Source organism: Sphingopyxis sp. 550A (genome assembly GCF_053569535.1).
Genome location: NZ_CM131615.1, coordinates 4,578,069 through 4,591,168 on the forward strand (window position 1 = coordinate 4,578,069; position 13,100 = coordinate 4,591,168).

Genomic DNA, 13,100 nt, shown 5'->3' on the forward strand with positions numbered 1-13,100 from the left:
ACAACAGAGGGTGAAGCCACCGTGGTTCGATCACTCCCTGTCGACCGCCGCCCAGATGCTGTGCGAGTCGATTTCGAGCCTGAGTAGCGCCCGGTTTGCTTCGGAGCGGGCATCGATCTCCATGCGGCGCGCGTCATTGGTCTGCCGCTGCGCATAAAGGAGATCGGCCAGGTCGATCTGGCCAAGTTGATAGCCGCGAGCCGTCCTTGCGGCGGCATCGCCGGCGCTGCGGGCGGACGCTTCGGCGTTGGACCAGGCATTGAACCGGGTACGGGCGTTGGAAAGACCAGCATTGGCCATCGCCTCGACGGTGCGTGTCACGGCCGCCAGTTCCATGCGCGCGGCATTGGCCTCGGCCGAGGCCTGGTCGGCCGCCGCACGGCGATAACCGCCGCCCAGCGAGATCGAGGCGACGACACCCGCCCCTGTTTCCGTACCGCCGCGCTCGCTGAACAGGCGGACCCCGAAGGAAGGATCGGCGACGCGGTCGGCGCGAACCCGGCGTGCGGTGACGTCCAGCCGTTGCGCCTCCTTATCGGCGGCACCGATTTCGTGGCTGCGTTCGATCACCAGATCGCGCATGGCTTCCAGCCCATCGGCAGGCAGCACGGGTATCGCCAGCTCCGGCGGCTCGGGCGGAAGTGGAATGTCCGGAAAGGTCGCCACAAGCGTAACGCGCGCCTGTTCGCGTGAGGCGAGCGACGAGGCCGCCTGCGCGCGTGCCTGTGCCAGCGCGGCGGCAGCCTGATCGAGGTCAAGCTGCGCGGCATCCCGCAGCGCCACGCGCCGCGCTACGGCCGCCATCGATGCCTCCAGCCCCCGGACGGTGTCGAGATCGTTGCGATAATGGCTCCCGGCGGCCAGCCAGTCATGCCACAGGCCGGAGAAGACGAGCGCCGTCTGGTGCCGGACATCCTCCATCTGGTTCCGGGCAACCTCAACGCCCAGCGCCCCCGCCTCGCGATCAAGCGCTGCCTTGCCGGGCAGGCGGAAGGGACGGCTGATCGTCGTGTCGAACTCATTGAATCCGCCTTCGCGATCGACGGTGCGGCGTATATAGCTGCCGCTGACGGTCACCTCATGCGGACCTTTTCGCAGCATATCGCCCCGTGCCCGCGCCGCCTCGACGCGGGCAGCGGCTGCGGCAACGCTGGGATGATTGTCCAACGCCTCATTCACCCTGTCGGCGGGCGGCAAATCGGTGCGCTGTGCCAGGGCTGGCGATGCGGCCAGCAGCAGGCCGCAGGCGAGGAGCATGGCCCGCATCAGGCGATCCTTCCATGATCGAGCAGGCAGGTGGTTCGCCAGCGGACCGGCAGGTCGCGCCGAGCCTCCTCCACGGCATGAAGCAGGTCGGGCATCCTGTCCGCGCCGACGATCAGTTCGAGCGTGGCCCGCTTGAGCTCGCCGGACACTTTCTCCGCCGTTCCGGCATCGTCATAATCCTGGCCGCGGACGGATTCCGCGCAGATGTGGATAGGTGCCGGGGACACGGTGCGGATTGCGACCAGCAACGCTTCGGTGTCGCGGACGGCGCAATGGAGGGTGAACAGAAGGTCAGACATTTGCGATTTCCTCAGCGCTTTCGCCGAAGCGCTCGAACAGGATCGGCAGCAGGATCAGCGTCAACAAAGTGGAGGTGATGAGGCCGCCGATCACCACGATCGCCAGCGGCCGCTGAATTTCGGACCCGGGCCCGCTGGCGAACAGCAAGGGCACGAGGCCGAAAGCCGTGATGCTCGCGGTCATCAGCACGGGACGCAGCCGCCGCTGCGCGCCCAGCCGTACCGTCTCGGCCATGCTCAGCCCCTCGGCGCGGAGCTGGCGAAAATGGGCGACTAGAACCAGTCCGTTGAGCACGGCGATGCCGAGCAGCGCGATGAACCCCACCGATGCGGGAACGGAGAGATATTCACCCGACAGCCAGAGCGAGAGCAGCCCGCCGACCATCGCGAACGGGATATTCGCGAGGATGAGCAACGATGCCCTGAGTGAGCGGAGCGTTGCCAGCTGGACGAGAAAGATCAGCGCCAATGCGATCGGGATCACCAGCATCAGCCGCGCCGACGCGCGCTGCTGGTTTTCGAACTGGCCGCCCCAGACGATGCTGTAACCCGCAGGCAGCCTGACCCTGGCAGCGACGGCCGCCTTGGCCTCATCGACATAGCCGACCAGGTCGCGTCCCGAGACGAACGCCTGCACAAGTGCGAAGCGCGAGCCGTTCTCATGGTCGAGTTTCACCGGACCCTGCGTCCGCTCCACCCGCGCCATGTCGCTGACGCGCGCCAGCGTGCCATCGGGTGTGCGCAGTTGCAGATCGGCGAAGCGGGCCGGATCATTGCGGATGCTGTCATCGCCGCGGATCACGATAGGCACGCGCTTCTGCCCATCGGCGACGATCCCTGCGTGGACGCCCTCGACCTGCGCGCGCAGGGCATCCTGCATCTGGTCGATCGGCATTCCGAACCGTCCCGCCGCCGCGCGATCGATATCGAGCTGGAGATAATCCACGCTGTCATTGGCGACCGTCAGCACTTCCGAGGCGCCGTCAATGCCGGACAGCATGTGCTGGACCTGGCCCGCCAGATCGGCGAGCATCTGCGAATCGGGACCGAATATCTTCACCGCGAGATCGCCGCGCGCGCCGGTCAGCATTTCCGAGACACGCATTTCGATCGGTTGGGTGAAGCTGGCTTCGATGCCGGGCAATCCCTCTAGCGCCTTGCGGATTTCCTCGACCACGAAGTCCTTGTCACCCCGCCACTCAGATCGCGGCTTCAACTGGACGAAGCTGTCGGTTTCATTGAGGCCCATGGGGTCGAGGCCGATCTCGTCGGAACCAACGCGGGCGATCACATCCTCGACCTCCGGCACGGTGAGGAGTGCGCGCTGCACGGCCATGTCGCCGGCGACCGACTGGCTGAGGTTGATCGACGGCATCTTGGTGAGCTGGACGATCACCGAGCCCTCGTCCATCGTCGGCATGAAGGTCTTGCCGACGGCGCCATAAGCCAGACCCGCCAGCACCAGCCCGGCGGCGGACAGGCCATAGACCAGACGCTTGCGCGCGAACGCGCCGTCCAGCAGCGCGCGATAGCGCGGGCCAAGCTGGCGCATGATCCACGGATCGCCATGATGGCCGCTCTTGAGACCGAAGGAGGCGAGTACCGGCACAAGCGTCAGTGCGAGCAGCAAGGAGCCGAGCAGTGCAAAGACGATAGTGAGCGCGACCGGCGCGAACAGCTTGCCCTCCAGCCCCTGCAACGACAGCAGCGGAAGGAACACCAGCGCGATGATGACGATCCCCGCCGACACCGGCACGATCACCTCGCTGGTCGCGCGGAACACAAGGTTCAGCCGGGGCGTATCCTCGCCATGCGCGTGCCCCAGCCGCTCGACGACATTTTCGACCACGACCACCGCGCCATCGACCAGCAGCCCGATCGCGATGGCGAGGCCGCCCAGGCTCATCAGATTGGCGGACAGCCCCATGCCGCGCATGAACAGGAAGGTGATGAGCGCCGCCATCGGCAGGGTCACCGCGACGATCGCGGCGGCGCGCCAGTCGCCGAGAAACAGAATCAGCAGCACGACGACCAGCACGGTCGCCTCCAGCAACGCCTTCTCGACCGTGCCGACCGCGCGCTCGATCAGATCGGAGCGGTCGTAGAAGACATGGATTTGCGTGCCTTCGGGCAGGCCACTCTGCATCTCGGCGAGCCGTGTCCGCACGCCATCGACCACCTGGCGGGCGTCCGCGCCGCGCAGCGCGATGACGAGACCCTGCACGGCTTCGGCTTTGCCGCCGCGCGCGACCGCGCCATAACGAGTGAGACTGCCAATGCCGACGGTGGCGACATCGCCGAGCCGGACGATCCGTCCGTCGCGGCTGGCGATGACGAGCGACCCCAGATCCTCGACGGTGCGGATCGCGCCCACCGCGCGGACGATCAGTGCTTCCTCGCCGCTCGCGAGGCGGCCCGCGCCGTCATTGCGGTTGCCGCTTTCGATTGCGGTGCGCAGGTCGGCCACGGAGAGTTTCGCGCTCGCCAGCGCGACGGGATCGGGCCTGACCTCGAACGTGCGGACATAACCGCCCAGCGCGTTGACATCGGCGACGCCGGGCACCGTGCGCAGCGCGGGCCGGATCGTCCAGTCGAGCAGTTCGCGCTTCTGCTGGAGCGACAGCGGCCCTTCGATGGTGAACATGTAGACGTCGGAGAGCGGAGTCGAGATCGGGGCGAGGCCGCCGCTCACCGATGCCGGCAGATCGCCCATGACGCCCGAGAGGCGTTCGGTGACCTGCTGGCGCGCCCAATAGATGTCGGTGCCGTCGGTGAAGTCGATCGTGATGTCGGCAATGGCATATTTGGCGGTCGAGCGCAGGATTGCCTGATGGGGGATGCCGAGCATCTCCGTCTCGATCGGTGTGATGACGCGGCTTTCGACCTCCTCCGGCGTCATGCCGGGGGCCTTGAGGATCAGCTTCACCTGCGTCTGCGCGATGTTCGGGTAAGCATCGACGGGCAAGGTGGTGAAGGCCCAGACGCCAAGCCCCGCTGTGATTGTGGCGAGCACAAGAACAAGCAGGCGGTAAGAAAGCGCCGTGGCGACGAGCGAACGCAGCATGGTGGACCTACTGCGCCGAGGCGAGCGCCTTCAGCGCGCTCGTACCAGAGATCACCACCGGCTCACCTGGGCTGACTCCGGAGAGCAGCACGGTGCGGCCGTTACTGCTCCCCCCGCTTGTGACGGACCGGGCCACGAAGCCGCCGCGCACGGCGACGAACACCGCCGCTTTGCCGCCAATCATGGTGACGGCGGCATCGGGCACGCTCGCCGCGTCCGCTGGCGCGGGGCCAGCGATCACGATGCTGGTGGCCCGGCCCGCGACCATGCCGGGGCCACCGGGGATCTCCGCCTTGAGGCTCGCCGAGCGGGTGGTCGGATCGATCGTCGATCCCACCGCAATGATCCGGCCCACAAGATCGGGAAGCAGCCGCACGCTCATGCCGGGGCGGACTTGTCCAATCAGCCGCTCCGGCAATTGCCCGACCACCTCATAGCGATCCGCCGCGTCGATCACATAGGGCGCGGTGGTGCCGTCGACCGGATTGCCCGCCTGGATCGCGGCACTGGTAACGCGCCCCGCGATGGGGGCGGTGAGCGTATAAGAACCGTTGCCGCCATGGCCATTCACCAGCGCCAGGATGCGCGATTTCTCCGAAACGTCGGCGCGTGCCTCGGCAGCGACGGCATTGGCTTCATCCGCGCGAGCGCCGGCGATGATGCCTTCGCGGCTGAGCTGCGACAATCGCGCCGCATTGGCCTGTGCCACGCCGCTGCGCGCATGGGCCCGGCTGAGATCAGCGCCGATCGTCAGCACGTCGCGGCTCGCGATGATGGCGAGCGGCTGCCCGCGTTTCACGCTGTCACCTTCGACCACGAGGGTTCGCACCACCGTACCAGGAAAGGTTGCCGCCACCGCCACACGGGCATTGGCGGGGGGCTGAATCATCGCGGGTATGGTAGCGAGCGGCGCTTCCTCGGCCGCTGTCGCTGGAGCAATGCGGATTCCCATTTGCGTCGCGCGACGGGCATCCACGGCCAGAACCCCGCTTTCAGACCGGGCAGCGCTCTCCGTCGCCGGGAGGTTCGATCCGTTGGGTCGTGCGGCAAGCCACCACAAGCCAGTCAGGATCAAGGCAAGCGTGGCGCCGCCGGAAAGCAGGATCGTTCGTCTGGACATGACGCCCGGCTAAGGAACGTCCCTGACCGAATCCTGACACGATGCTGACGGGAATGGTCAGGGTTCGGGAAAGCGCAGAGCCAATTCGTGCAAGGTAGGATCGGTCGTGAGCGTACCGCCGTGGGCAGCCATGATCCGCTCGACAATGGCAAGGCCGAGGCCTGCGCCGGTCTTGCTCGCATGATCGGCGCGGCGGTGGCGTTGCACGAGGTCGCTGAGCCGATCCGGCGTCAGTCCCGGCCCCTCATCGCGTACCGCCAATATGGCGCCAGGGCCAACCCGGACCTGGATCGTCCCGCCGACAGGGGTAACGCGCGCGGCATTTTCGATCAGGTTGCGTAGGGCCGCGGCGACCGCCTCGCGGCGGATATTCACGATCGGCGGATGATCGCCGGTATCCAGCTCAATTGTCTTGGCGTCGGCGATGATGCCAGGGGCAACGGCTCCAACGACCTGAGTCGCGATCTCGGTGAGAGGCACCGGCTCCAGCGGCGTCTGGGCCGCCGCAGCAGCATCGATCTGCGCCAGCAGCATGAGCTGGTCGATCAGCCGGCGCATCGAGGCGACATCGTTCTTGAGGCGTGCGGCGTCCTCATGATCGAGCCGGTCGAGTTCGAGCGACAAGAGCGCCAGCGGTGTGCGCAGTTCGTGTGCGACATCGGCCGCGAACGCCTCCTGCCGCATTACGGCGTCATCGAGGCGCACGAGCAGATCATTGACGGCATCGGTGAAGGGCAAGGCCTCGGCAGGCATATGCGAGGCGTCAATCCGAAAACCCCGTTCATGCCCGCGCGCCGCTTCGATCTCGGCGGCGGCTTCCTCCAGAGGCAGGAATGCCTGGCGGATCACTCGTTGCACCATGATGGTGACCGGCACCAGCAGCACGACCAGCGGCAGCGCGACATGCTCCAGCATCTCCTTGATCGCGCGTAGTATCGCTGCTTGCGGATCGAGATGGGTGAAGGTGAAGCTGTAAAAGAACGCGACCGCTGCCAGCAGCAGCACGGTGCCGATTAGACCGATCAGACCCAGTCCGCGCCGCAAACGCCGGGAAACCGATCGGCGCCGCGTCATGCCGGGCCGTCCTTCAGCATATAGCCAACACCCCGAACGGTATGGAGCGTGCCCGGCATCGCCGCCTCGTCCAGCTTGCGGCGCAGACGCGAGACAGCGGCTTCCACTGCATTGGGAGTTACCGGATCGTTGAAGCTGTAGAGGGCGTTTTCAATGACATCGCGATGCACCACTGTTCCCGCCCGGCGCATCAGCAGTTCCAGCAAATCGGCCTCGCGGCGGGAGAGATCGACATTGCGATCCGCGATGCTTGCTGAGCGGCTTGCAGTGTCGAAGCAAAGCGTGCCGACTTCAATGACGGGTTGCGTCCTAACGCCAGGGCGGCGCAGGAGGGCGCGGATGCGCGCGGCGAGTTCATCGACCTCGACCGGCTTGACGACATAGTCGTCCGCACCTGCATCGAGGCCGGTGACGCGATCCTCGAGCGCGCCGCGAGCGGTCTGGATGATCGCGGGCGGCATCTGCTGATATTTGCGACGACCGGCGAGCCAGTCGATGCCGTCGCCATCGGGGAGGCCAAGATCGAGCACGATCGCGTCATATTGCGCGCCGGCCATTGCGTCGTCGGCTTGGGCAAGATCCAGCGCGATGTCGCACACGAAGCCTCGGCGTCGGAGGCCGTCGGCGATCAGTGCCGCCATCCGGTCATTATCTTCGACGACGAGCAGGCGCATGTCTTTTGAGGGCTTTCCCATGTGGGTGATGAAGGTGGGCCATAGCGTCTTCTATCAGGTCATCCCCGCAAGTCGTTAGTCGCGTTCGCCAGGGACGCCATGATGCGCCTCGCGGTGCTGAGGCGAGAAGGCCATCGGCTCCATCTTGAGAATCGCGATACTTGTCAGGACGATCGCCACGACTCCCAGCAGCATCGCAAAGATGCCCGGTGCCCGCGCGTCCTGCGCTCCGGGATGGAGGGCGCGTTTCTTGCGGCCGCCGATCATGGCGCGAACCAGATTCTCGCGGGTAACCGCCGACATCAGCAACACAGCACCGACATGGATGCCGATGAGGGCGAGCAGGCCATAGGCAAGGGCTTCGTGGAGATCCTCGTCCATACCACCTGCCGCGACGGCAATCCCGCTCCATAGAACGACCCCTGTGAGGCCGATAAGAGCGATCACTGCGATCGCGCCCAAGGGATTGTGCCCGATGGCGCGCTCGGGTCGGCCCGCCAGTAGTTCGCGGATGTGCCCGGCGATCGCTGAGGGTCTGATGAAATCCACAAAGCGGGCGTGCTCGCCGCCGACCAAGCCCCAGATCAGTCGGAAAGCGATCAACACCGCCGCGCTCCATCCTGCCACCATGTGCCAGGCCGCGATCGGGCTATCGCTTTCGGACGACAGGAAGGCGATCGTGATTGCCGCAACCAGCAGCCAGTGGAACAGCCGCAGCGGGGCATCCCAAACCTTGAATGTCTCTGCGCGATCAGAATGTGCCATGATGATCACCTTTCCAGGCGATGAGCTAGGAGCATAGGCTGACCGAATCCTGACGACATTTGGCGGGATATCTACACGACCGTTCCGAACAGCCGTCCGATACCGGCGGTCGCCGCCAGCGCCAGCGCCCCCCAGAAGGTGACCCGCAGCACCGATCGCGTGGGCGGCGCGCCTCCGGTCCAGGCCCCAAGCGCACCGAGAATGGCCAGAAACAACAGAGTTGCGACCATCTCGATCGGCACAAGGTTGGCTTGCGGCGCGATGGAGACGAGAAGCAGCGGCATGAGCGCGCCAGCGCTGAAGGTCAGCGCCGAAGTCAAAGCGGCCTGGAGCGGGCGCGCGCTCACCACCTCGGAAATCCCCAGCTCATCGCGCGCGTGGGCGCTTAGCGCATCGTGGGCCATAAGCTGATCAGCGACCTGCAGGGCCAGATTCTCGTCTAACCCGCGCGCGACATAGATGTCTGTCAACTCCTGGCGTTCGAAATCAGGCTGATCGACAAGTTCACCCGTCTCGCGTGCGAGATCGGCCTTCTCCGTATCAGCCTGAGAGCTGACAGAAACATATTCGCCGGCGGCCATCGACATGGCGCCCGCCACCAGCGCGGCGGTGCCCGCCACATAAATGCTGGTCTTGTCGGCTCCAGAAGCCGCGACGCCGACGATCAGGCTCGCGGTAGAGACGATGCCGTCATTGGCGCCCAGCACTGCCGCGCGCAGCCAGCCGATGCGGGACACCGCATGGCGCTCAGGATGGGCTCTCAATCGGCTCATATGCCCCTCATGGAAAGCAGCAACCTCGTCAACCTTTGCTGACAAAACCCTGACGACGAGTATATTGCATCTCTCTCACCCATCTTGGCTTATCGCTCATCTATTTGTTATTTCAGGATGATTATGACGTCCTGCCTCACCCTTTTTCTGGCTGTCTTGGGGGGTGGTTGCCGCAGAAACAGAAGCGCAATCTTGCCGCTGCGGGTGAGGCTCCGGTGGCGCGGCAGAGCAACATAATTCTTGGTCTGGGGCTGTTTGCTCTTTCGTCGCTGCCTTTCGCGCAATTGTTTGCCGCGGCGGGGCTGGCGCGTGTGCGCCTGCTGAATTTTACCGCAGCGTTCTTTGCGGGAGGTCTCGTTTCCTATTCCCTCTACGCAGCAAGCGCCAAGGAGGGGTTGCGCGGAACGAGCCTCGGCGACGCTTTTGCGAGCACGTTGAAAAGCTCATGTGGTATCGCTCTGCAAATCGGGATGATTCTCCTTCTGATACGGTTCATGCAAATTGATTGGAGCCGGTTCCTGCCCAGGACTGCTGATCAGGCTACGTCGAAAACATAGAATTGAACAATGCTCGCCGTTCGTTGCACGAGGACGTAGGTTCTGCCCACGAAACTCAGATTCGATCTTTCTCAAATTGATCGAAGGCTTCGGCGGCCTGTGCGGCATACATGAGGCTGGGACCGGCGCCCATGTAGAGTGCCATCCCCATCGTCTCCATTACCTCGTCGCGAGTGGCGCCCTATTTGACTGCCGTCTTGGCATGGAAAAGCTACACAGCCATTGCAGCGTATTGCCACGGAGATTGCGAGGGCGATGAGCTCCTTTTGGACCAATCCTTGTGCAAAGTGTCTCCCGTGCGAAAATTCAGCGCCCGAGGAGGGCGAGCAGCCGGTAGGCTGCAACGATGCGATCGCCTTGCGCCCGGGCCTCGCTCACGGCGGCCGCGATGGCTTCGCGTTCGGCATCAAGCAGATCGAGCTGCGGCTTCATGCCGACGCGGACCTCATGGCGAACGCTGTCCCGTGCCTGCGCAGCGGCAAGGGCTTGTTGACCAGCGGCGGTTTCGACCAGCACGGCGGATCGAACGCCCTGAAAGGCGCTGATCGTCTGTTCATCGACGGCGGACCGCGCCGCACGCTCGCGCGCATCGGCAGCTCTAACCGCGCTGTCGGTTTCGGTGATCTTCGCCGAGACGCGCCCACCGGAGAATAATTGCCAGCGCGCCCGCACGCCGACCGTGGCGCCGTCGGCACGATAGTCGGGGAAGAACTGGTCGCGGATCGTGGAGCCTTCCGCGAATGCCCCGACCGTGGGCAAGCGTTCCGCTCGCGCGCCTCTCGCGCCAGCGCGCGCGGCCTCCAATGCGGCTTCGGCCTGGGCGAGAGCAGGGTTGTTCGCCCGCGCAATGTCGAGCGCTTCATCGAGCGATCCCGGCATGGCCGGGTTTGCCGGAAGGGGCTGCAAATCCTGCGGCGCCAGGCCGGTCAGATTGGTGAACCGCGCATCGGCCGAGACGGCAACGCCGCGCGCAGCTTCAAGCGCGGCCTGGGCTTCGGCAAGACGGGCCGCGGCCTGGGCGACATCGGTGCTGGGGCTTTCCCCGGCCTTGAAGCGAAGTCGAGCCTGGCGCTGGATCTCCTCCATCTGGCCGACCATCTGTTCGTAGAGCACGACCATGCGGTGCGTGGTCAGCACGTCCCCATAGGCCTGGACCGTCGCGACGACGATTTGGCTTCGCGTCATGCTTTCGCCCGCGTGCGCGGCCTCGCTCCCGGCTTTCGCCTGCGCGATCCCGGCGCTGACCCTGCCGCCCATGAACAAAGGTTGCTCGATGGTGAGCTGCGCAGCGCGGGGGGTGACGTTCGCAGCCGGAAGCCCGAAATAGCCCTGCGGATCGAGGCGGCCATAGCCGATCGTCCCGCTCAGCGTCGCGCTGGGAAGGCCCTGGCCTCTGGCTTCCTTGATCCGGGCATCGGCGGCATCCGCGTCAGCACGGGCCGCTTCTATTTCGGGCGCATGGTTCATGGCGGCCGCGATCGCCTCTTCCAGCGTCGTCGCCTGGGCCGGCATGGCGACGCTCGCGAGCAGGCAGGCCAAGAGGGGGCGGGGGAGCGCCCTCTTGCGGATCATTTGAAGGCGGTCCCCGGACGGACGCCCAGCGCCTTGAATACCATCGCGGCGGGGCAGAAGCCGGTGAAGCTGGCCTGTATCATGTTGAGGCCGGCGAAAGCGGTGAGCGCGATCCACCACGGATGCACGGTCAGCGACAGGACGACACCCAGCAACACGACACATCCGGCGAACGCCATCACGGCACGATCGAGAGTCATCTTTGCACTCCTTCGCTAAATGACGATCAGAAACGCAGCTTGCGGATGCCCATGACGTGCATCGCCAGCTTTTCGTAGAAAGGCTCGCTCTCGCCCTTGCGGACTTTGCGCAGGAAATATTTCTCGAAGCCGATCTTGGCCAAATGGACCCACTTGCCGCTGGATGCCCAATTGACGTTGCGCGGCGGAATCTGGGGCTGGGCGACGAAAGCCACGCCGCCATCGCCGAAGTCGGCAAGGCAGACGGCGTTCCATGTCGCTTCGGCGGTCGGCTCCCTGCCCTCGAGGATCAAAGCGAGGTTGGCGGCGATCGCCGTCACCATGGATTCGATCATGAAGCCGGTCTTGGGCACGCCCACCGGCACCGGGGTCGGTCCGGTCGGCGGAATGGCGACGCAAACACCGAGCGCGAATATTTCCGGAAACGCCGGATTGCGCTGGTGCTTGTCGATGATGATGAAGCCGCGGGGATTAGTCAGCCCCTCGATATTGCTGACCGCGGGAACGCCGCGGAAGGCCGGGAGCATCATCGAATAGCCGAAGGGCAGATCATGCGCCTTCTTGACCGAGCCATCATCGTTCACTTCCTCGACGTGCATGAGGCCGGCGTCGACCTTGGCGACGCGCGCATTGGTGATCCATTTGATATGACGGTCGCGCAGCTCGCTTTCGAGCAGGCTCTTGGTGTCGCCGACGCCATCGAGGCCGAGATGTCCGATATAGGGTTCGGCGGTGACGAAGGTCATCGGCACCTTGTCACGGATCTTGCGCCGGCGCAGCTCGGTGTCGAGGATCAGCGCAAATTCATAGGCCGGGCCGTAGCAGGACGCGCCCTGGACCGCGCCGACGACGATCGGGCCGGGATTTTCCACGAAGGCGTCGAAGGCATCGGCCGCGTCGGCGGCATGTGCGGTCTGACAGACGGAGACGGTATGGCCTTGCGGCCCCAGCCCTTCGATCTCGTTAAAGGCCAGATCGGGGCCGGTCGCGATTACAAGATAATCGTAAGTGATTGATGTTCCGTCATTGAGTTCGAGTCGCTTTTCGCTCGCATGGAGTCGCTTGGCGCCGACCGAGGTAAAGCCGATCTTCTTTTTCGCGAACACCGGGGGGAGATGGACCTGAATCGCCTCCGGCTCGCGCCAGCGCACGGCGACCCACGGATTGGAGGGGATGAAGCTATAGGTATCCGTGTCGGATACGGTCATCACGTCGGCGCGGCCTTTGACGGCGGCCTTGATCTCATAGGAGGCGATCGTGCCTCCCAGACCTGCGCCCAATACCACGATCAACGGCTTGCCCATCTGCGATCCTTCCTCATTCAATGACATTGACTAATATAATCATTACACGTTATATGCAATCCACAAATTGAAAGAGGCAACCATGTTCGGATTCAAGAAACGTGATGCTCACCGCGAGATCGGCCCCGCCGAGCTGGACGCCATGCTGAAGGACGGCAAAGCGCTGCTGATCGACGTGCGCGAGGCCGGCGAGTTTGCGACCGGCCACATCGCAGGCGCAGTAAACATGCCGCTGTCGGGCTTTTCACCTCGTAACATCCCTGATCCCGAAGGACGGACGGTCGTGCTGCAATGCGCGGGCGGGCGGCGTTCCGGGCAGGCGCTCGACCAGTGCGCGCAGGCCCAGAGCGCGATCGACACGCATCTCGCCGGCGGCATCGGCGCATGGAAAGACGCCGGTTTGCCGGTGCTCGGCGGCTAAGGGCGAAAGAG

The 13,100-nt window shown here is 64.9% G+C and carries 13 protein-coding genes; 2 read left to right on the forward strand and 11 right to left on the reverse strand.

The features are described from left to right. Nucleotides 1-30: 30 nt before the first annotated feature. The 8 genes from ACVENA_RS22180 to ACVENA_RS22215 form a co-directional block, all read right to left on the reverse strand. Nucleotides 31-1,266 (reverse strand): TolC family protein, encoded by a 1,236-nt coding sequence (locus ACVENA_RS22180; protein WP_016747683.1) that lies wholly within the window; start codon nt 1,264-1,266, stop codon nt 31-33. Next, on the reverse strand, nt 1,266-1,565 hold the full coding sequence (locus ACVENA_RS22185) for a DUF3240 family protein (RefSeq protein WP_016747684.1): 300 nt from the start codon (nt 1,563-1,565) through the stop codon (nt 1,266-1,268). Before ACVENA_RS22185 ends, ACVENA_RS22180 begins: the two co-directional genes overlap by 1 nt. Continuing rightward, on the reverse strand, nt 1,558-4,629 hold the full coding sequence (locus tag ACVENA_RS22190; protein ID WP_016747685.1) for an efflux RND transporter permease subunit: 3,072 nt from the start codon (nt 4,627-4,629) through the stop codon (nt 1,558-1,560). The genes ACVENA_RS22185 and ACVENA_RS22190 overlap by 8 nt, the downstream gene beginning before the upstream one ends. 7 nt (nt 4,630-4,636) lie before the next feature. Continuing rightward, the gene (locus ACVENA_RS22195) at nt 4,637-5,749 is read right to left on the reverse strand and encodes an efflux RND transporter periplasmic adaptor subunit (RefSeq protein WP_016747686.1); all 1,113 of its coding nucleotides are present in this window, start codon (nt 5,747-5,749) and stop codon (nt 4,637-4,639) included. A gap of 57 nt (nt 5,750-5,806) precedes the next feature. Beyond that, complete coding sequence (locus ACVENA_RS22200) at nt 5,807-6,823, reverse strand: sensor histidine kinase (RefSeq protein WP_012049899.1); 1,017 nt, start codon at nt 6,821-6,823, stop codon at nt 5,807-5,809. Continuing rightward, nucleotides 6,820-7,497, reverse strand: coding sequence for a winged helix-turn-helix domain-containing protein (locus tag ACVENA_RS22205; protein WP_029549116.1), 678 nt, complete (start codon nt 7,495-7,497; stop codon nt 6,820-6,822). The genes ACVENA_RS22200 and ACVENA_RS22205 overlap by 4 nt, the downstream gene beginning before the upstream one ends. A gap of 75 nt (nt 7,498-7,572) precedes the next feature. Beyond that, on the reverse strand, nt 7,573-8,262 hold the full coding sequence (locus tag ACVENA_RS22210; protein ID WP_012049901.1) for a cytochrome b/b6 domain-containing protein: 690 nt from the start codon (nt 8,260-8,262) through the stop codon (nt 7,573-7,575). 71 nt (nt 8,263-8,333) lie between these two features. After that, nucleotides 8,334-9,035 (reverse strand): VIT1/CCC1 transporter family protein, encoded by a 702-nt coding sequence (locus ACVENA_RS22215; RefSeq protein WP_449327089.1) that lies wholly within the window; start codon nt 9,033-9,035, stop codon nt 8,334-8,336. 167 nt (nt 9,036-9,202) lie between these two features. Here ACVENA_RS22215 and ACVENA_RS22220 point away from each other — a divergent pair, with 167 nt between their 5' ends. Beyond that, the gene (locus ACVENA_RS22220) at nt 9,203-9,592 is read left to right on the forward strand and encodes a hypothetical protein (protein ID WP_146001582.1); all 390 of its coding nucleotides are present in this window, start codon (nt 9,203-9,205) and stop codon (nt 9,590-9,592) included. A 306-nt stretch (nt 9,593-9,898) separates the two neighbouring features. On the opposite strand, the gene ACVENA_RS22225 is transcribed toward ACVENA_RS22220, so the two are convergent. From ACVENA_RS22225 to ACVENA_RS22235, 3 genes are read right to left on the reverse strand one after another with little or no spacing between them, the layout of a single operon-like run. Further along, nucleotides 9,899-11,131, reverse strand: a complete 1,233-nt coding sequence (locus ACVENA_RS22225; protein ID WP_449327090.1) for a TolC family outer membrane protein — start codon at nt 11,129-11,131, stop codon at nt 9,899-9,901. A 29-nt stretch (nt 11,132-11,160) separates the two neighbouring features. Next, on the reverse strand, nt 11,161-11,364 hold the full coding sequence (locus ACVENA_RS22230) for a YgaP family membrane protein (RefSeq protein ID WP_012049905.1): 204 nt from the start codon (nt 11,362-11,364) through the stop codon (nt 11,161-11,163). Between the two features lie 26 nt (nt 11,365-11,390). After that, complete coding sequence (locus ACVENA_RS22235; protein WP_029549117.1) at nt 11,391-12,668, reverse strand: NAD(P)/FAD-dependent oxidoreductase; 1,278 nt, start codon at nt 12,666-12,668, stop codon at nt 11,391-11,393. Nucleotides 12,669-12,750: 82 nt separating this feature from the next. Between ACVENA_RS22235 and ACVENA_RS22240 the strand changes: the two genes are divergently transcribed. Beyond that, entirely contained in the window at nt 12,751-13,089 is a 339-nt protein-coding gene (locus ACVENA_RS22240; protein ID WP_012049907.1) for a rhodanese-like domain-containing protein, read from the forward strand. Nucleotides 13,090-13,100: the final 11 nt, after the last annotated feature.